Origin of the sequence: Streptomyces sp. RKAG290, from assembly GCF_023701695.1 — a bacterium.
Taxonomy (GTDB): Bacteria; Actinomycetota; Actinomycetes; order Streptomycetales; family Streptomycetaceae; genus Streptomyces.
The window spans coordinates 6,456,147-6,475,425 of the sequence record NZ_JAJOZC010000001.1; the positions used below are offsets into that span (position 1 = coordinate 6,456,147).

Genomic DNA, 19,279 nt, shown 5'->3' on the forward strand with positions numbered 1-19,279 from the left:
CGCCCCGCCCCCACCAGTGGTCCCCGAGACCCGCGGGGCTTTCCTGCGACCCAAGGAGTGACTCCCTCCAGCAATGGACGGATCTTCCGGTAGTACCTGCGCCGCCCCTTCCGTGGAGGCGGCGGCATGACCACCCCCCTGCTGCTTCTCAGCGCGGCATTCCTTCTCATCCTCGCCAACGGATTCTTCGTGGCAGCCGAGTTCGGGCTTGTCACCGTGGAACGGGCGGACGCCGAGCGCGCCGCCGCCGAGGGCGACCGGCGGGCCCGTACCGTCGTCGACGCCCTGCGCGAGCTCTCCTTCCAGCTGTCCGGCACCCAGCTCGGCATCACCATCACCTCACTGGTGGTCGGCATGCTCGCCGAGCCGGCGCTCGCCCAGCTGCTGGACGGCCCGCTGACCCTGACCGGTCTCCCCGAAGGTGCCGTACCCGGCATCAGCGTGGTGCTCGGCATGCTGCTCGCGGCCGCCGTCCAGATGGTGATCGGCGAGCTCGTACCGAAGAACTGGGCGGTCTCCAAGCCGCTCCAGGTCGCCCGGTTCGTCGCCGGACCCCAGCACCGGTTCACCCGGGTCTTCCGGCCGGTGATCGGGCTGCTGAACACCGTCGCCAACCGCCTGGTGCGGCTGCTCGGTGTCGAGCCGACCGACGAGCTGGCCTCCGCCCGCACCCCGGGGGAGCTGGTCTCCCTGGCCAGGCACTCGGCCGAGGCCGGCACCCTCGAACAGGACACCGCTGATCTCTTCGTACGGACCCTGTCGCTCGCCGGGCTCACCGCCCAGCACGTCATGACCCCCCGTGTGAAGGTCAGCGCCCTGCAGTCGTCCGCCACCGCGGCGGACGTCCTCAACCTCACCCGGGCCACCGGCCTCTCCCGCTTCCCCGTCTACCGGGAGCGCATCGACGAGGTGGTCGGCATGATCCACCTCAAGGACGCGCTCGCCGTTCCGGCGGCGGAGCGGATGCGGACCCCGGCCGGCCGGATCGCGGTCCCGCCGCTGCTGGTGCCCGAGACCCTGCCCGTCGAGCAGCTGCTCCAGCGGCTGCGCAAGGAGCAGCCGATCGCCGTCGTGGTCGACGAGTACGGCGGCACCGCCGGTGTCGTCACCCTCGAGGACATCATCGAGGAGCTCGTCGGCGAGGTCAGGGACGAGCACGACGCCGAAGGCGCCGACCGCCCCGAGCTGGCCCCCGCCGCCCCCGAGGACGGCAGGCCCGCCTGGGACGCCGAAGGCAGCTGCCGGGTGCTCACGCTGCGGCGGATAGGCCTCGACGTACCCGACGGCCCGTACGAGACGGTGGCCGGACTGGTCGCCGACCTGCTGGGCCGGATCCCGGCCCCCGGCGACCGGGCCGAACTCCCCGGCTGGCGGATCGCGGTCCGCCAGGTCGGCCACTACCGGGCCGAGAAGGTCCGCTTCGTGCGCCTGGCCGGGGCATCGGACCCGGTCACCGCCGAACCGGCGGCCCGCGGTGTCCTGGAGGCTGCGCGATGAGCATGGTCCAGTTGCTCTTCGCCGGACTTCTCGTCCTCGCGAACGGCTTCTTCGTCGGCGCCGAGTTCGCACTCGTCTCGGTGCGCCGCAGCCAGATCGAACCCCTCGCGGCAACCGGGTCGAACCGGGCCCGCCAGGTGCTGTACGGCCTGGAGAACCTGCCGCAGATGATGGCGGCCGCCCAGTTCGGCATCACCGTCTGCTCACTGACCCTGGGCGCCGTCGCGGAACCGACCGTCGCCCAGCTCCTGGAGCCGGTCTTCCACGCGGTGCATCTGCCCGAGGGGCTGATCCATCCGCTCGGCTACGTGCTGGCGCTGGTCTTCGTCGTCTTCCTCCACCTCGTCATCGGCGAGATGGTCCCGAAGAACCTGGCGATGGCGGCCCCGGAGAAGACCTCGCTGTGGCTCAGCCCCGGCCTGGTCGGCTTCGCCCGCCTCTGCCGCCCGGTCACCTCCGCGCTCGGCGCCTGCGCCCGCCTGGTGCTCCGGCTCTTCGGCGTGGAGCCCAAGGACGAGGTGGAGGCCGTCTTCACCAGCGAGCAGCTCAACCGGCTGGTCGAGGACTCCGGGCAGGCCGGACTCCTGGAGCCCGAGGCACAGGAACGGCTGGAGGACGCACTGGAGCTGGGCAGCAGGCCCGTCACCGATGTGATGCTCCGCCGGGGGTCCCTGGTGACGGTCGACCCCTCCGTCACCCCGCACCGGATCGAGGAGCTCACGGTACGGACCGGCTACTCCCGGTTCCCCGTCTGCGCCGAGGGCGGTGGCCCGTTCATGGGCTACCTGCACGTCAAGGACGTCCTCGACCTGGAGGACGGCGAGCGGGCGGTGCCGCAGCACGTATGGCGCCCGATGGCGACGGTACGGGCCGAGCTGCCGCTGGACGACGCCCTGACAGTGATGCGCCGCGCCGCGACGCACCTGGCCCAGGTCGCGGACGCGTCGGGCCGGGTCCTCGGGCTGGTCGCCATGGAGGACGTGCTGGAGATGCTGGTCGGCGAGGTACGCGACCCGGCCCACCGCGTCTCGGAACCCCGCCGCACCGAGGAGAAGAAGACGGACTCGGACGAACTCACGGCGTTGGTCGGCTGACCCGCGCACGATCCTCGATCGCCGGACGGGAGACCGGCTCCGCACGGAGACACGGGCACTTCGAGCCCGTCCGGCGATCGAGGACGAAGCGGTGACCCCGGACCGCCCGGCCCATGCGCCCGCCGAGGACGGCCGGCCCGTCACCCCGCGGGCGGCCGCCGCCCCGACAGCACCTCGCCGTACGCCTGCATCAGATCCGGCAGCCGCAGCGTCGCCAGGTCGTCCCGCGTCGGCACCGTCGCATAGCCGGAGAGCCGCAAGTCGCGGTAGGCGCAGCTCTTCTCGTACAGCGTGCGCAGGAACCGGCCGTTGCCCAGCTCGTCGAGCCAGCCCTGATCGACGACATGGCCGCTGATGGAGCGCAGCTCGTCCAGCGACTCCTCGTCCCACGCGTCGCCGTTCTCCGAGGCCAGCACCTCGCCGATCGAGGTGAGCTCCAGCGGGCGGTAGCTGGGGAAGTCCACCCGGGTGGTGAAGCGCGAGGACAGCCCCGGATTGGTGGCGAGCAGCCGGTCCATGCCCTCCGGGTATCCGGCCAGGATGACGACGAGATGGTCCCGGTTGTCCTCCGCACGCTTGAGGAGGACCTGCAGGGCCTCGTCCCCGTAGGCATCGCCCTTGCTGTAACCGGTGTTGGAGAGGCTGTACGCCTCGTCGACGAAGAGCACCCCGCCCAGCGCCGAGTCGATCAGCTCATTGGCCTTCACCGCGGTCTGGCCCAGGAACTCGCCGACCAGGTCGGCCCGTTGGGCCTCGACCAGATGGTCCCCGCCGAGCAGGCCCAGGGCGTAGAACACCCGGCCCAGGATGCGGGCCACGGTGGTCTTCCCGGTCCCGGAGGGGCCCGAGAAGACGAAGTGCCGCTTCGGCGGCTGCACGGGCAGCCCCTGGCCGGACCGCAGCCGCGCCATGTTCAGCTGCGCGGACAAGGCCTTGACCTGTCGCTTCACCGGTTCCAGGCCGACCATCCGCTCCAGCTCCGCCAGTGCCTCGGCAAGCAGCACCGGATCACTGGGCCCGGCCGGGAACGGCTGCGGCGCGGACTGTCCCGGCACCGCGGTCTTCTCCCGCGCCCTGCCCGGCGGTGGTGACACCCCGACGCCCGGCAGGTCCTGCGGCTCGCCGCCCGGGCGCAGCTCCCGGCCGTCCACGAGGTCGGTACCCAGCAGCGAGTCGCCGTCCGGCTGGCTCTCCGCGAAGGCCCCGTCGGCGCCCAGGCCGGTCAGCGAGACGGCGGCCAGGCCGGACACCTCGTCGGAACCTTCCAGGCCGTCGTAGTCCGCGATGGCGGCCAGCCGTGCCGAGGTGTCCATGAAGGCCGGGTCGATCCGGTGCACCGCCCGGTACAGCGGCAGCGCGGCCGCACTGCGGCCGGTGCCTTCGTGTGCCCGGGCCAGCCAGTAGCGAAGCTCCTTGCGCTGCGGCTGCTCGCTGCGGCAGCGCATCAGGGCGGTGGAGAGCAGCGGCTCGGCCTGCCCGTACATCTCCAGCCGCACCCGCGCCATGCCGCCGAAGAGTCCTGCCTCGATGCCAAGCAGCGGGTCGTCGATCAGCTGCTCCGTATGGCGTACGAGCTGCTCCCAGTCCTTGACGAGGTAGGAGCGGCAGGCGTGCAGGAAGCGGACCTGGCTGTCGGCGTCCACCGGCGGCAGCCCGGCCAGCGCCCGGTCGAGCTCCGGCACATGGCGTCCGTCCAGCCAGTGCGAGGCGTGCGCGAGCAGCAGATCGCGCGGGCTCTCCAGTACCGGCTGCACCCACCAGCCGAGCCAGTACCAGGAGTTCAGCGTGCGGCGATGCCGGCCACGCTGCTCGCCGAAGCGGTCGCGGTGGCGGTGCATGTGCAGCAGCGCCGTCGTCGTGTCGACCCGCAGCGCATGGAGGCCCAGCCAGGCGTCCGCCATGCCGGGATCCAGGCGCACCGCAGCTCTGAATTCCTCTTCGGCCTGCGGGTAGGCGCCCATCGTGTAGGCGTCCACGCCGCGCAGCCACGCGAGGTCGGCCGGGGCCTGTGCGCCCTGCGTGCCGATGTCCATCAGGTCCCCCACAAACCGTGCCCCCAGGATGTCCCGCCGCACGACGGCCCGCCGAGGCGTGCCGAATCGCTGTGCCGTGGACGGGAATTGACCGCACCGAGAGGCATCGTACCTGCGCAGGGAGTGTCCGACTAAGGGCGCCGCAGGCCGAAGAAAGAAGGTGACCCAGGGTAAGCGGAATGGGGTGGAGCGAGGCCGGAAAGGAACATCGAGCACAGAGCGAAGCCCCCGATCACGGGGGAACAACCGGGGGCTTCGCGTCTGCGGGGGCTCCGAAAAGCCGCACATTGAGAACGTAAGACCTGTACCGCCCCCGGGTCAAGCAGAGTTGAGGCACTTCCGGGCCGATTTCCGACTGCTCAGTATGGCGGTGCCGGACGCTCACGTTCGGTCACGGAATGGTTCGCTCCTGCTGTCGCACGGGTTCCCTCCAGCCACTCGTACCCCACAGGCAACTGGCGTACCAGCGCGTCGGCCGAGGGGCGGGAGGGATCGGCCGAGAAATGAGCCTCCTCGGCGGTGGTCCACTCGTCCCAGAAGGCGGTCAGGGCCGGCCCGTCCCGCCGCCGGCCCCGCTCCCAGGACTCGGTGGCGGGCAGCTCCATCCACAACAGGTGTGCCAGGAAGGGGCGCAGGGCCCGTCGGCCGGCACCGACCCCCTCGATCAGAACCACCGGGGCGGGCTCCAGGGCGCGCGGAGGACCGAAGTTCCGGGACGTCCAGTCGTACGGCTCGTAGCGGGCGCGGTCGCCGCGCGAGAGCGGCTCGATCACCTGCTCCCTGAGCCTGTCCGTCCAGTCGAACAGCTGCTCGTGGGTGGCCAGATCGTCCAGGTGCAGCACGGGGGCGTCGTCGAGCGCCGCCGCGAGGCGGGCGGCGAAGGTGCTCTTGCCCGATCCTGCGTGGCCGTCGACGCCGATCAGCCGTACCGGCCCGCAGGACGGCGCAAGCGTGCGAAGCCGCGCGGCGTGGAGCGAGAGGTCAGCCATGGGTCCAGCCTACGAGCCGCCGGGAAGCTGTCGCAGGTCACGCCAGTGGTTGAGACCAATATTGGTCGCACGGCACGACGTGAATCGCTGGCCGAACCGGGGCACGACCCGCAATAGTTGGCGCACTGTCGTGCACACGCAGCCCCATTCCGCTTACGACCGGGGGTCTCGCCCATGCCCAGTCCGACCTCACGCAGAACCGTGCTCACCGCCGCCGTCGCGGCAGCGGCCGGCGCCGGAGCGCTGTCGTCCGCCGCTTCCGCGGCGGCCGCGGCCCCGTCCGGTACCCCGCACCACGCACCTTCGGCGGCAGCCTCTCTCGTGGACAACCATTCCTGGAGTACGTACACCGACTGGCGCTGCGGCTCCGGCGCCGGAACGCGCGCGGTCGCCGGCCGCCGGGCGGGCCTGGTGATCAGCCACCCGCTGGGACGTACCGACTACACCGACCCGCACACCGGCACCACCGCGGCCTGGGAGTACGCGACCTGGACCTCCCCGGTCCACCGCTCCGCCGTCCCGGCCACCGAGGCGATCGCCTCCTGGAACGCGGACACCCCGGCCGGCACCTGGATCCAGATCGAACTCCAGGGCACCTACTCGGACGGCACGGGCACCCCCTGGTACGTCATGGGCCGCTGGGCGGCGGGCGACGGGGACATCCGCCGCACCTCCGTCGACGACCAGAGCGACGGCAAGAGCTCCATCTGGACCGACACCTTCTCGGTGGACGACGCGGCGAGCGGCCTGCGCCTGCTCTCCTACCGGCTGCGGCTGACCCTCTACCGCACCCCCGGCACCCGGCTCACCCCCACGGTGTGGCGGCTCGGCGCGATGGCTTCGGACATCCCCGACCGCTTCACCGTGCCCGCGTCCGCCCCCGGCCTCGCGCGGGAGCTGCCGGTGCCGCGCTTTTCGCAGAACGTGCACGCGGGTCAGTACCCGGAGTACGACAACGGCGGCGAGGCGTGGTGCAGCCCGACCTCCTCGCAGATGATCATCGAGTACTGGGGCCGCACTCCCACCGCCGAGGACCTCGCCTGGGTCAAGCCGGGACTTCAGGACCCGCAGGTCTGCCAGGCGGCGCGCTTCACGTACGACAACCAGTACGAGGGGTGCGGCAACTGGCCGTTCAACGCCGCCTACGCCGCCACCTACGAGGACATGAGTGCCGTGGTGACCCGGCTGAGCTCGCTGACGGACCTGGAGACCCTGGTCCGCGCGGGCATCCCGGTCATAACGTCACAGTCGTTCCTCAAGGAGGAGCTGACGGGTGCGGGGTACGGCACCTCGGGTCACCTGATGACGGTGATCGGCTTCACCGCCGAGGGTGATGTGATCGCCAACGATCCCGCGTCACCGAACGACGAGGCGGTGCGCCACGTCTACCGCCGGCACGAGTGGGAGACGATCTGGCTCCGCACCAAGCGCTACAACGCGAGCGGCAGTGTGGTCTCGGGCACAGGCGGCGTCTGCTACCTGTACTTCCCCGCGCACCCGACGCCCGCCCAGCGCCGGGCTCTGGCCGCTGTCGGGGTGCGCTGACGCGGTCCGGTTCCCTCGGGGCAGTGACGCAGGTCTCTACCCCGGGGGTCCGTCGTGCTGGCACTGTGGTCGGGTCCTCGGGGGACACCGACTGCCGGCCGACCGAACGAGATGCCATGACCGCGACTGCCGCCGCAACCACCACCCCTGCCCGTCGCCGCGCGCGGACGGGCGGGCCCGATGACCGCTCCAAGCTGCTGGAGAACGTCCTGGGCTGGACGCTGGTCGTCGTCATCGCCATGTTCGTCACACAGCTCGGTCTCATGTGACCTGCCGGCGCACCTGACGGGGGCGGGGAGCCCGCCCGGCTCCCCGCCCCCGTCACGCTGCTGCGAGAACGTCAGTTGATCGCCTTGATCAGCTCGCCGTCGGTGGTGTCACCGCTGAGCTCCCAGAGGAATGTGCCGCCCAGGCCCTGCTGGTTCTTGTAGTCCATCTTGGTGCCGATGGTGGCCGGGGTGTCGTAGCTCCACCAGTCGGTGCCGCAGTGGGCGTAGGCAGTGCCCGCGATCGTGCCGGTGGTGGGGCAGCTGTTCTTGAGGACCTTGTAGTCCTCGATGCCCGCTTCGTACGTGCCCGGGGCTGCGCCGGTGGCGGTGCCGCCGGGCGCGTCCTGGGTGACGCCGGTCCAGCCGCGGCCGTAGAAGCCGATGCCGAGCAGCAGCTTCGAGGCGGGGACGCCCTGCGCCTTCAGGTTGGCGATCGCCGCGTCGCTGTTGAAGCCCTCCTTGGGGATGCCCGTGTAGGAGGTCAGCGGGGAGTGCGGGGCCGTCGGGCCCTTGGCGTCCCAGGCACCGAAGAAGTCGTACGTCATCGGGTTGTACCAGTCCACGTACTTGGCCGCGCCGCCGTAGTCGACCGCGTCGAGCTTGCCGCCCTCGGAGGCGTCAGCGGTGATCGCCGAGGTGACCAGGTTGTCCGCGCCGAACTTGGAACGGAGAGCGGACAGCAGGCCGCCGTAGGCGTCACGGCCGCTGGTGTCGCAGCTCAGACCGCAGGAGTTGGGGTACTCCCAGTCGATGTCGATGCCGTCGAAGACATCGGCCCAGCGGGGGTCCTCCACCAGGTTGTAGCAGGACTCGGCGAACGCGGCCGGGTTCTGCGCGGCCTCACCGAAGCCGCCGGACCAGGTCCAGCCGCCGAACGACCAGATGACCTTGAGGTTCGGGTGCAGCTTCTTCAGCTTGCGGAGCTGGTTGAAGCTGCCGCGCAGCTCCTGGTCCCAGGTGTCCGCGACCCCGTCGACCGACTGGTCGGCCGTGTAGGCCTTCTCGTAGTCGGCGTAGGAGTCACCGACCGTGCACTTGCCGCCCTGGACGTTGCCGAAGGAGTAGTTGATGTGAGTGAGCTTGTCGGCCGAGCCCGAGGTCTCGATGTTCTTGACGTGGTAATTGCGCTCGTAGACACCCCAGTCGGTGAAGTACCCGACCACCTTGTCGCCGGCCGCGGTGGGGGCGGCGGGCGCTGCTGCGGAGGCTGCGGCCTGCTGGGACGCGGGGGCCGCGCCGGCCGATCCGGTGCCTGCGACGCCCAGCAGGGCGGCGCCCAGAGCGGCGGTACAGGCGGCAGCGGCGAGGGCCCGGAGACGGGCTCCCGGGCGGTGCAGTCCGATCATTGTTGCTCCTCGTGGGGGAGGGTGCTTGCCGGTTGGTGGCCGGCTTTCGGCGTACGCACGAGATTGGCATGAACGCGGAAAGCCGGTTCGGGGGGAACCGTAGATGGACTAGACCAGTTGGGTCAATGGTTCGGACCAAGTCCGGCGACCGGCCCGGTGCCGGCGGCCCGTTGCCGGGCGTGTTCTGTCACCCGGTGACGGATACCGTCCGATCGGGCATACTCAAGCCGCCACAGCCGCTGACCCGCACCTCTCGTGACCCGGGAGGGCAACATCGGCTGGGCAGCAGTGTTTTCGGGCCATGCCCGGAGATCCCCCGGCGGCGCCGCTCACACCCCGCGCGTGCGACCGCCGCTACGCCCGACAGGGAGGAGAGCGCCGTCATGTCCGACCGTGCCCCGCAATTGGTGGAACGCCGTCTGCCCACCGAGGAGTCCACGCAGCTCATCGCGCTCGTCCGGGACATCGCCCAGCGGGAGATCGCGCCCCGGGCGGCCGAGGAGGAGGACGCGGGCCGGTTCCCGCGCGAAGTCTTCACCCTGCTCTCCGAGTCCGGCCTGCTCGGACTGCCGTACGACTCCGCCCACGGGGGCGGCGACCAGCCGTACGAGGTGTATCTCCAGGTCCTCGAAGAGCTCGCGGCCGCCCGGCTCACCGTCGGGCTCGGCGTGAGCGTCCACTCCCTCGCCTGCCACGCGGTCGCCGGCTACGGCACCAAGGAACAGCAGGCCGAGCACCTCCCGGCGATGCTCTCGGGCGGCCTGCTGGGCGCCTACTGCCTCTCCGAACCCGCCTCGGGCTCCGATGCCGCCTCGCTGCGCACGAAGGCCGTACGGGACGGGGAGGACTGGGTCATCACCGGCACCAAGGCGTGGATCACCCATGGCGGCATCGCCGACTTCTACACCGTCCTGGCCCGGACCGGCGCCGACGGGGCCCGCGGAATCACCGCCTTCCTCGTGCCGGGCGACGCCCCGGGACTCGGCGCGGCCCTCCCCGAGAAGAAGATGGGCATGAAGGGCTCGCCCACCGCCCAACTGCACTTCGACGGCGTCCGGATCCCCGACGCGCGCCGGGTCGGGGAGGAGGGCCAGGGCTTCGCGATCGCGCTGTCCGCACTCGACTCCGGCCGGCTGGGCATCGCGGCCTGCGCCATCGGTGTGGCCCAGGCGGCGCTGAACGAGGCCGTCGCCTACGCCACCGGCCGCCAGCAGTTCGGCCGCCCCATCGCGGACTTCCAGGGGCTGCGGTTCATGCTCGCCGACATGGCCACCCAGATCGAGGCCGGCCGGGCGCTCTACCTGGAGGCCGCCAGGCTGCGCGACGCGGGCAGCCCGTTCTCGCGGCAGGCGGCGATGGCCAAGCTGTTCTGCACGGACGCCGCGATGCGGGTCACCATCGACGCCGTCCAGGTGCTCGGCGGATACGGCTACACGCTGGACTTCCCGGTGGAGCGCCTGATGCGCGAGGCCAAGGTGCTGCAGATCGTCGAGGGCACCAATCAGATCCAGCGGATGGTCATCGCCCGCCACCTCGCGGGTCCTGAGACGCGCTGACCCGCAGCGGCCGGTCCGACCACACGGGTGTCGTCATGATCCGGTTCCACTCCTGGTCGTGGCGGCCCGGCAGGGTCCTGCCGGTGCCCTCCCAGCTCCGGAGCAGCGCCCGGTAGATGGGCGGATCGGTCGAGTGGGGTACCGAGCGCGGCGCCGGACGGGGCGGCTCGGATTTCTGCGCCGGTGACGATCCGGGCCGCGGAACCGATTCTTCGGCGGCCGGAGCGGCGAGACGGCGGCGACCGGGGCCGGCCGTGGAGTGCAGCAGGGTCATGCCGGGCCAACGCCGCAGGGCGGGGCCGGGTCACTGTCCGGCTGATTCGAGCGCCTGTTCACCAGGTTCACCCGCGGCGGCGGGACTTCGCGGGCACGGGCGGGCCCCGCGACGGCCGCCGGCCGCACCACGCCGGCCGGGCCGGCGTGGTGCGGCGCAGGTCTGTGTCCCTCCGCGTGCGGGCCCTCCCGCGGAGCCGGGAAGCTGCCTCAGGCGGCGTCGCGCCGGAGCGGGTTCGGCACCCGGAACGGGCGCGAGCCGGCGCCGCCGGCGTGCGAGAAGGGCTGCATCCTCCAGTCGAGTCCCTGAGGGAGCGTCAACAGCAGTGCTGTCTCCTGCTCCTGGACCTCGGGCGACTCGTCGGCGGGCTGCGCCTTCGACGCCGCGGTGCCGGTACCCGCACACACCGTGAGTACGAACGGGTTCCACGGAGTCGGGCACAGCGCGTGCTCCGGGAGTGCGTCCTCGTCCGCCAGGAGTGCGATCGGCTGCGCGCAGTCCGGGCAGGTGACGCGGTACATCTCGAACGTGTCGTACGCGTCGGGAGCGGTGTCCTCGAAAGGATCGACGGGCTCCGGTTCGGTACGTCCGGTGAGCTTCAGGCTCTGCATGGGAAATTCCCCCCTCGGGTGGGCCGACAAGGCGCCGTGGCCTCGGCCAAAGCAAGCACTTCCCGTCGCGGATCAGCCGTAACCGCGCGGCGCTCGGCTACCGACCCGTAAACCTGTGGCATTCGTCACATGCCCCCGCAGGTGCCCCTACGGGGCTCCCACGACTGTGCCTGGAGGGACTTGGGGCCATAGATTGATCCATATGGAGGAGCTGGACCGTCAAATCGTTGAGTTGCTCGTCAAGGACGGGCGGATGAGCTACACCGACCTGGGCAAGGCCACGGGCCTGTCCACATCGGCCGTTCATCAGCGGGTCCGCAGGCTGGAGCAGCGCGGGGTGATCCGGGGCTACGCCGCGGTCGTCGACCCCGAGGCCGTCGGCCTGCCGCTGACTGCGTTCATCTCGGTCAAGCCCTTCGACCCGAGCGCCCCGGACGACATCGCGGAGCGGCTGGCCGGTGTCCCGGAGCTGGAGGCGTGCCACAGCGTCGCGGGCGACGAGAACTACATCCTCAAGGTGCGGGTCGCGACCCCGCTCGAGCTGGAGCACCTGCTGACCCGGATCCGCTCGCTGGCCGGGGTCTCCACGCGCACCACGGTCGTCCTGTCCACGCCGTACGAGGCACGGCCCCCGCAGATCTGAGGGGTCGCGCACCGGGCGCACCCCGGCAGGCGGGAGACTGGTCACCATGACCGAGAGCACCGCCCCCCAGAGCGAACACCGCACCGTGCTGCTGCGCGGTGGAGACGTCCACAGCCCCGCCGACCCCTTCGCCACCGCCATGGTGGTCGAACGGGGCCATGTCGCCTGGGTGGGCTCCGAAGGGGCCGCCGACGCCTTCGCCGGCGGCGTCGATGAGGTGATCGACCTGGACGGGGCCCTGGTCACCCCCGCGTTCACCGACGCCCACGTCCACACCACGTCGACCGGACTGGCCCTCACCGGCCTCGACCTCTCCGGCGCCCGCACCCTCGGCGAGGCCCTCGCTCTCGTACGTACCTACGTGGTGGCGCACCCCGCCGACCGGGTGGTTCTGGGGCACGGCTGGGACGCCACCCGCTGGCCCGAGCAGCGCCCGCCCTCGCGCGCCGAACTCGACGCGGCGGCCGCCGGCCGGCCGGTCTACCTGCCCCGGATCGACGTGCACTCGGCGGTCGTCAGCACCGCGCTGCTCGATCTGGTCCCCGGCATCGCCTCGCTGACCGGATACCACCCCGAGGCGCCGCTGACCGCCGCCGCCCACCACGCGGTGCGCGCGGCGGCCCACGGCGCCGTCTCCCCGCAGCAGCGTGCCGACGCCCAGCGCGCGGCGCTGAGCCACGCCGCGTCCCTGGGCATCGGCACCGTGCACGAGTGCGGCGGCCCGGACATCTCCGACGAGGAGGACTTCACCGCGCTGCTGAGGCTCGCGGCCGGACAGCGCGGACCGCGGGTCTTCGGCTACTGGGCCGAACAGGTCGGCGACGAGAAGGATGCCCGGCGCATCAGGGAACTCGGCGCGGTGGGCGCGGCCGGGGACCTCTTCGTCGACGGCTCGCTCGGCTCGCACACGGCCTGCCTCCACGAGCCGTACGACGACGCCCCGCTCACCGGCGCCGCCCACCTGGACGCCGCACAGATCGCGGCCCACGTCGCCGCCTGCACCGAGGCGGGGCTGCAGGCGGGCTTCCACGCCATCGGTGACGCGGCGCTGTCCGCCGTCGTCGCGGGCGTCAGGGCCGCCGCCGAGCAGGTCGGCCTGGGCCGGGTCCGGGCCGCCAGGCACCGGATCGAGCACGCCGAGATGCTCACGCCCGAAACCGTCGCCGCTTTCGCGGAACTGGGTCTCACCGCGTCCGTCCAGCCCGCCTTCGACGCCGCCTGGGGCGGTGAGGAGGGCATGTACGCCCAGCGGCTGGGTGCCGGGCGGGCGAGGACCCTGAACCCCTACGCGGCCCTCCTGCGGGCCGGTGTGCCCCTCGCGTTCGGCTCCGACAGCCCGGTGACCCCGCTGGACCCGTGGGGGACCGTGCGGGCAGCGGCCTTCCACCGGACGCCGGAGCACCGGATCTCGGTACGGGCCGGCTTCACCGCCCACACCAGGGGCGGCTGGCGGGCCGTCGGCCGCGACGACGCGGGCACCCTGGTGCCCGGCGCCCCGGCCGACTACGCGGTCTGGCGCACCGAGGAGCTGGTGGTCCAGGCCCCGGACGACCGGGTGGCCCGCTGGTCGACCGACCCGAGGTCGGGAACCCCGGGACTGCCCGACCTCAGCCCGGGGGGCGAACTCCCGGTCTGCCTGCGCACGGTCGTCTTCGGACAAACTGTCTACGTACGGCCGAACGAGTGACGTGCGGACATTTCGTACCGCCGATCGAAGGTGCCCCGGTTCTCCCACGACCTGGGTATCTTCGGTACTGACCAGGCAAGTTCGGTAAACGGTGCAGGTCAGGCAACTATTGACAGAATGCGCCCACCGGCCGGTAGGTTCGGCCGAGTCCACCACAGGACGTCCGACCGGTTAAACGTCCACGCAGTCGTCGAACGCCGCTGGGTCATGGGGTGGTGTGCCGCACCGGCGCACCACCACTGACAGCCAGGTTCAGCGCCCGCGCCTCGGGGGCGAGGGAAGGTTTCAGCCGGACGGAGGGTGCGACCCGGGTGGGGCCCGGACGTTCAGTAGACAACGGCTCTAGGTCGATCCGCAGCCGGCGGGTCCCAGGTCGGCCCGAAGGACGCCGGGCCCCGATCCGCAGTTCTGTCCGTACTTCCGCTCTTCTGTCCGCCGCCGCTTCCCGTGCCGTCCGACCGGGCCGGTCTGAGAGCCCGCCACGCTGGATATGGTGTGCATCTGCGTACGGACGTAAGGGGCAGTAAGTGAACGACGGCGGTCAGAGGCGATACGGCCCGCTCGGCAGAACCTTGGTGATCATTCCGACCTACAACGAGGCCGAGAACATCAAGCCGATCGTCAGCCGGGTGCGCGCCGCCGTGCCGGAGGCCGACATCCTGGTCGCCGACGACAACAGCCCCGACGACAACAGCCCCGACGGCACCGGCAAGCTCGCCGACGAGCTGGCCGCCGTGGACGACCAGGTCCACGTGCTGCACCGCAAGGGCAAGGAAGGGCTCGGCGCCGCCTACCTCGCCGGCTTCCGCTGGGGGATGGAGCACGACTACGGCGTGCTCGTCGAGATGGACGCGGACGGTTCCCACCAGCCCGAGGAACTGCCCCGGCTGCTCACCGCCCTCAAGGGCGCGGACCTGGTGCTGGGATCCCGCTGGGTGCCGGGCGGACGCGTGGTCAACTGGCCCAAGTCCCGCGAGATGATCTCGCGCGGCGGCAGCACGTACTCGCGGCTGCTGCTGGGCCTGCAGACGAGGGACGTCACCGGCGGATACCGGGCCTTCCGCACCGAGACGCTGCAGGGGATCGGGCTCGACGAGGTCGCCTCGCAGGGCTACTGCTTCCAGGTCGACCTGGCGCGCCGCGCGATCGAGGCCGGCTATCACGTCGTCGAGGTCCCGATCACCTTCGTCGACCGGGAGATCGGCGACTCCAAGATGAGCCGGGACATCCTCGTCGAGGCCCTCTGGCGGGTGACGGCCTGGGGCGTCACGACGCGGACGAACCGGGTGCTCGGCCGCCGGACGCCCTGACGACTCCGGCCTGAGCGTCCTCGCCCCTTACCCCGATCGGACCGGGGTCCAGGCACACTGGGGGCATGACGACCGGCACACCGCCCCCGACCGCCCGGAAACGCTCGCGCGCCCGGACCTTCATACCTCTCGCCGTAGCCGCCTGGGCGGTGCTGGAGATCTGGCTGCTCGTCGTGGTGGCAGACGTGGCGAGCGGGTTCGCCGTCCTGCTGCTCCTGGCCGCGGGCGTCGTGCTCGGGGCCGTGGTGATGAAGCGGGCCGGCCGCCGCGCCTTCCGCAACCTCACCGAGACGCTCCAGCAGATGCCCGGCCAGCCGGGCGCCGGTGCCGTCGGCTCCTCCCCGGCTCCGGCGAGCAGCAGGGGCAACGGCTTCCTGATGCTCGGCGGGCTGCTCATCATGATCCCGGGATCATCTCGGACGTGGCCGGACTGCTGCTCCTGGTGCCGCCGGTCCGGTCGGCACTCAGCAGGTACACGGAGCGGTCGCTGGAGCGCCGGATGCGTGCGGCGACTCCCGGTGGCCTCTCGGACGCCTTCCAGCAGGCCCGTATGCACCGGCCGGACGGAAAGGTCGTCCAGGGCGAGGTGATCCGCGAGGAGCCCACCCACCCCGACGAGAACCCCCGCCCGCCCCTCACCCCGTAACCGCCCCGGGGTCGGCGCTCAGGCCTGTGCCTCAAGGCGGTACCTCAGGCGGTACCTCAGGCCGGCACCTCAAGCCCGTCCGGCGATTGAGGACATCTTTGACGCCGGCGCGGAACCGCCCAGGACCGACCACCCTCTGCGCCCGCAACAACCCCCGCAGCCTGCCGCCGAGGCAAACGACAAGAGCCGCGGGCCGCGACACACCAGGTGTGTCGCGGCCCGCGGCTCTTGTCTCAGTGCGGTACTACGCGGTCAGGCAGACTTCCTGCTGTCCCGCGGATGCACGGCAATGTTCATGGCTCCGGAGCGCAGAACCGCCAGCCTCTCGGCCAGCACCTCCTCCAGCTCCTCGCGTGTGCGCCGCTCCATGAGCATGTCCCAGTGCGTGCGCGCAGGCTTGCCCTTCTTCTCCTCGGGGCCATCCCCGTCCACCAGGAGTGCCTGGGCGCCACACGCCTTGCACTCCCACTCCGGCGGAATGTCCGCCTCTACCGAGAACGGCATCTCAAATCGATGTCCGTTCTGGCATGCGTACTCCACCGCCTGGCGCGGGGCCAGATCGATGCCGCGGTCCGTCTCGTAGCTGGTAACCACAAGTCGCGTGCCGCGGAGAGCTCGCTCACTCATGAATCGTGCCTCCCGGGCTTGTCGCCCACAGGACAGGTGTCGCTGTCGTCGTCATCCGGTCAACGTCCGGTCGTCGGTAAAGATTCCCGTTGCCGGTCATGCGTCGCCCGTCGTGCCGCTGCTTTTCAGGTTTGCCAGGGTTCAAGTACCCGTCAACGCCCCATTTGTCACATCTGGCGGAAGTTGTCACCCAACGGTTTGGGTTCTTCCACTCGCAGTAACGGTCCTCCGGGCAGGCCAAAGGCGTACACTACCGGCCTTTCACTTCAACGTCTAAATCCGTTCCGGAACGGGATTGCCGGCAGCAGCCACAGCCTGCCGTACGGGAACCCTCGCGAGCAGCACGGAACCCACCACGAAGAAGATCACCAACGAGATGATGGCGTCCCGGTAGCTGCCGGTCAGCTGGTACGCGAGACCGAACACCAGCGGCCCGAGCCAGCTCAGTCCGCGGTCGCTCATCTCGTACGCGGAGAAGTACTCGGCCTCCTTGCCGCGCGGCACCAGGTGTGAGTAGAGCGAGCGCGACAGCGCCTGGCTGCCGCCGAGCACCAGGCCGATCGCCGCGGCCAGCGCGTAGAAGAAGACCGGCGCGTCGGCGGGCAGGAAGTACCCCGCGACGAGAATCAGCGTCCAGACGATCAGGGACGCGAGAATTGTGCGCTTCGCGCCGTGCACCCGGGCGAGTCGGCCCATCCCCAGCGCCCCGGCCACCGCGAGCACCTGCACCAGCAGGACGGCCGTGATCAGCGTGGTCTGGTCGAGCCCCAGCTCCTCGGAGCCGTACACCGAGGCCTGGGAGATCACCGTCTGCACGCCGTCGTTGTAGACGAGGTAGGCCAGCAGGAAGGAGAGGGTGAGCGGATGGCGGCGCATGTCGCGCAGGGTCGCCGTCAACTGCCGCCACCCTGATCCGACGGCCCCCTGTCCGCCCGGCGCCACCCGCCGGTCGCGCAGCCGCCGCAGCGGTACGACGGTGAAGGCGCCCCACCAGACGCCGGCCGAGGCGAGGCAGATCCGTACGGCGTCGGACTCGGAGAGGCCGAAGGAGGCGTGGCCCGTGTAGAGGATCAGGTTCAGGACGAGGACCAGCGCCCCCGACGTGTAGCCGAAGGCCCAGCCGCGCGAGGAGACGGCGTCGCGTTCGTCGGGTTCCGAGATCTGGGGCAGGTAGGAGTTGTAGAGCACCATCGACACGGATATCGCGGCGTTCGCCACGATGAGCAGGAAGGCGCCGAGCAGATAACGGGTGCCGTCCAGGAAGAACATCCCGGCCGTCGCGGTGGCACCCACGTAGGCCGCCGCCGCCAGCAGTGGCTTCTTGCGGCCCGAGCGGTCGGCGGCCGCGCCGACGACCGGCATCAGGATCACCGCGACGACGACGGACACCGAGACCGCGTAGGCGAACAGCGACCCGGCGCGGACCGGGACGCCGAGCGGATGGACGAAGCCGTCGGCGTCGGCCGCCGCCTTGGCGATCGAGGTCAGGTACGGCCGAGGAACACCGTGAGGACGCTCGTCGAGTAGACGGAGCAGGCGAAGTCGTAGAAGTACCAGCCGTGCTGCTCGCGGCGGCGCTCGCCGGGGTCGGCCGCCCCGGCCGGATCCTCCGCCGGGTCGGCGGTGTCTGCGGTCTCGGCGGTCATGGCGCACCCCTCGTATCTCCCCGGGGAGACGTCACCGGGCCGGCGTCAGGCCCAGGCCCCCCGCTCGCTCAGCACCGTACGCAGCGTCTCGATGTGATCGGTCATGATGCCATCCACACCGAGGTCCAGGAGCGCGGTCATCCGCTCCGGTTCGTTCACGGTCCAGACGTGCACCTGAAGCCCCTGTGCGTGCGCCTCCCGCACGAAGCGCCGGTCCACGACCCGGACGCCGCCCTGGCTCTCCGGGACCTGCGCGCACACCGCGCCGGCACGCAGCGCCGCCGGGATGCCGTACGAGCGCAGGCGCAGGCCCAGGACACCGCGGACGCCGTAGGAGGTGGCCAGGCGCGGGCCCGCCAGCCGGTGTGCGCGCGCGACCCTGGCCTCGGAGAACGAGCCGACGCACACCCGGTCCCAGGAGTTCGTCCTGCGGATCAGCTCCACCAGCGGCTCCAGGGCGGGCTCCGCCTTGATGTCCACGTTCCAGCGGGCGTCCGGGAACGCCTCCAGCAGCTCCTCGAACAGCGGCAGCGGTTCACGCCCGGCCACCCGGGCCCGCCGTATCTCGCTCCAGGGCAGCTCCGCCATCCGCCCCCGGGCGTCCGTCACCCGGTCCAGGGTGGCGTCGTGGAAGGCCACCAGCCGGCCGTCGGCCGAGGCGTGCACATCGGTCTCGAAGTAGCGGTACCCGGCGTCCGCGGCCCGCCGGAACGCGGCCGCCGTGTTCTCGATGCCGTCCGCCGCACCGCCCCGGTGGGCGAACGCGAGCGGCGCGGGATGGTCGAGGTAGGGGTGGCGTACAGAAGTCACTGCGGAAGTATGGCCTGCCCGGACGGCCGTGCGGTGACCGTGGCGCTGCCGTCGTCCGGGATCGCGAAGACGCGCAGGAAGAACTGGGCGAGCGGGCCGATGGCCAGGGCGTAGAGGACCGTGCCCACGCCGAGGGAGCCGCCGAGCAGGAACCCGGTCACCACGACCGCCACCTCGATCGCGGTACGGACGAGCCGGATGGAGCGGCCGGTCCGCCGGTGCAGCCCGGTCATGAGCCCGTCGCGCGGACCGGGACCGAACCGGGCCGCGATGTACAGCCCCGTCGCGACGCCGTTGAGGACGATTCCCGCCGCCATCACCCCGGCCTGCGCGGCGAGCCCGTGCACCTCGGGGACGAGCGCCAGTGTGCCGTCCATCGCGAGACCCACGGCGAAGACGTTGGAGACCGTACCCAGGCCCGGCCGCTGCCGGAGCGGGATCCACAGCAGCAGCACGATCGCGCCGATGATGATCGAGACGACCCCGATGGTGATCCCCGTGCGCTCGGCGAGCCCCTGGTGCAGCACGCCCCACGGCTCCAGCCCCAGCCCGGCGACGACCAGCAGCGCCGAACTCACCCCGTACAGCGCCAGGCCGACGTACAGCTGGATCAGCCGTCGGGTGAGGTGCGCTCCGCGCGGGGCGGCGGTGGTGGACAAGTGGTGCCCCCTGGTGTGGTGGTGGTGGACTGCCGCA

Annotated in this window: 15 protein-coding genes and 2 pseudogenes; 9 read left to right on the forward strand and 8 right to left on the reverse strand. The window is 71.4% G+C overall.

The features are described 5' to 3' along the window. The first annotated feature begins 126 nt into the window (after window positions 1-126). Both LNW71_RS28620 and LNW71_RS28625 read left to right on the forward strand, forming a co-directional pair. The gene (locus LNW71_RS28620) at window positions 127-1,497 is read left to right on the forward strand and encodes a hemolysin family protein (RefSeq protein ID WP_250970839.1); all 1,371 of its coding nucleotides are present in this window, start codon (window positions 127-129) and stop codon (window positions 1,495-1,497) included. Beyond that, complete coding sequence (locus tag LNW71_RS28625; protein ID WP_250970840.1) at window positions 1,494-2,591, forward strand: hemolysin family protein; 1,098 nt, start codon at window positions 1,494-1,496, stop codon at window positions 2,589-2,591. Before LNW71_RS28620 ends, LNW71_RS28625 begins: the two co-directional genes overlap by 4 nt. A gap of 140 nt (window positions 2,592-2,731) precedes the next feature. On the opposite strand, the gene LNW71_RS28630 is transcribed toward LNW71_RS28625, so the two are convergent. Then, on the reverse strand, window positions 2,732-4,624 hold the full coding sequence (locus LNW71_RS28630; RefSeq protein ID WP_250970841.1) for an AAA family ATPase: 1,893 nt from the start codon (window positions 4,622-4,624) through the stop codon (window positions 2,732-2,734). A gap of 359 nt (window positions 4,625-4,983) precedes the next feature. Beyond that, window positions 4,984-5,613, reverse strand: coding sequence for a hypothetical protein (locus tag LNW71_RS28635; RefSeq protein ID WP_250970842.1), 630 nt, complete (start codon window positions 5,611-5,613; stop codon window positions 4,984-4,986). A 174-nt stretch (window positions 5,614-5,787) separates the two neighbouring features. Here LNW71_RS28635 and LNW71_RS28640 point away from each other — a divergent pair, with 174 nt between their 5' ends. After that, the gene (locus tag LNW71_RS28640; RefSeq protein WP_250970843.1) at window positions 5,788-7,158 is read left to right on the forward strand and encodes a peptidase C39 family protein; all 1,371 of its coding nucleotides are present in this window, start codon (window positions 5,788-5,790) and stop codon (window positions 7,156-7,158) included. A gap of 116 nt (window positions 7,159-7,274) precedes the next feature. Next, entirely contained in the window at window positions 7,275-7,427 is a 153-nt protein-coding gene (locus LNW71_RS28645; RefSeq protein ID WP_250970844.1) for an SCO1431 family membrane protein, read from the forward strand. A 71-nt stretch (window positions 7,428-7,498) separates the two neighbouring features. On the opposite strand, the gene LNW71_RS28650 is transcribed toward LNW71_RS28645, so the two are convergent. Beyond that, window positions 7,499-8,773 carry a glycoside hydrolase family 18 protein gene (locus LNW71_RS28650; RefSeq protein WP_250970845.1) on the reverse strand — a complete coding sequence of 425 codons (1,275 nt, stop codon included), beginning with the start codon at window positions 8,771-8,773 and terminating at the stop codon, window positions 7,499-7,501. A 383-nt stretch (window positions 8,774-9,156) separates the two neighbouring features. On the opposite strand from LNW71_RS28650, the gene LNW71_RS28655 reads away from it, so the two are divergent. After that, complete coding sequence (locus LNW71_RS28655) at window positions 9,157-10,329, forward strand: acyl-CoA dehydrogenase family protein (RefSeq protein WP_250970846.1); 1,173 nt, start codon at window positions 9,157-9,159, stop codon at window positions 10,327-10,329. Between the two features lie 483 nt (window positions 10,330-10,812). On the opposite strand, the gene LNW71_RS28665 is transcribed toward LNW71_RS28655, so the two are convergent. After that, entirely contained in the window at window positions 10,813-11,214 is a 402-nt protein-coding gene (locus LNW71_RS28665) for a hypothetical protein (protein ID WP_250970848.1), read from the reverse strand. Between the two features lie 202 nt (window positions 11,215-11,416). Here LNW71_RS28665 and LNW71_RS28670 point away from each other — a divergent pair, with 202 nt between their 5' ends. From LNW71_RS28670 to fxsA, 4 genes and pseudogenes are all read left to right on the forward strand, one after another. Beyond that, window positions 11,417-11,857, forward strand: coding sequence for an Lrp/AsnC family transcriptional regulator (locus tag LNW71_RS28670; protein WP_024493538.1), 441 nt, complete (start codon window positions 11,417-11,419; stop codon window positions 11,855-11,857). A gap of 46 nt (window positions 11,858-11,903) precedes the next feature. Beyond that, window positions 11,904-13,544 (forward strand): amidohydrolase, encoded by a 1,641-nt coding sequence (locus LNW71_RS28675; RefSeq protein WP_250970849.1) that lies wholly within the window; start codon window positions 11,904-11,906, stop codon window positions 13,542-13,544. Between the two features lie 527 nt (window positions 13,545-14,071). Then, a complete protein-coding gene (locus tag LNW71_RS28680; RefSeq protein ID WP_250970850.1) occupies window positions 14,072-14,854 on the forward strand; it encodes a polyprenol monophosphomannose synthase in 783 nt (260 codons plus the stop codon). Window positions 14,855-14,919: 65 nt separating this feature from the next. Beyond that, window positions 14,920-15,500: pseudogene (fxsA, locus tag LNW71_RS28685) on the forward strand (FxsA family membrane protein). A gap of 252 nt (window positions 15,501-15,752) precedes the next feature. Here the strand turns inward: fxsA and LNW71_RS28690 are convergent. The 4 genes and pseudogenes from LNW71_RS28690 to LNW71_RS28705 form a co-directional block, all read right to left on the reverse strand. Then, a complete protein-coding gene (locus tag LNW71_RS28690; protein ID WP_250970851.1) occupies window positions 15,753-16,127 on the reverse strand; it encodes an RNA polymerase-binding protein RbpA in 375 nt (124 codons plus the stop codon). 273 nt (window positions 16,128-16,400) lie between these two features. Continuing rightward, window positions 16,401-17,773 (reverse strand): annotated as a pseudogene (locus tag LNW71_RS28695) (MFS transporter). Window positions 17,774-17,818: 45 nt separating this feature from the next. After that, the gene (locus tag LNW71_RS28700) at window positions 17,819-18,583 is read right to left on the reverse strand and encodes a glycerophosphodiester phosphodiesterase (protein ID WP_250970852.1); all 765 of its coding nucleotides are present in this window, start codon (window positions 18,581-18,583) and stop codon (window positions 17,819-17,821) included. Beyond that, window positions 18,580-19,242: a hypothetical protein gene (locus LNW71_RS28705; RefSeq protein WP_250970853.1), complete on the reverse strand. Its 663-nt coding sequence runs from the start codon at window positions 19,240-19,242 to the stop codon at window positions 18,580-18,582. Before LNW71_RS28705 ends, LNW71_RS28700 begins: the two co-directional genes overlap by 4 nt. Window positions 19,243-19,279 lie beyond the last annotated feature (37 nt).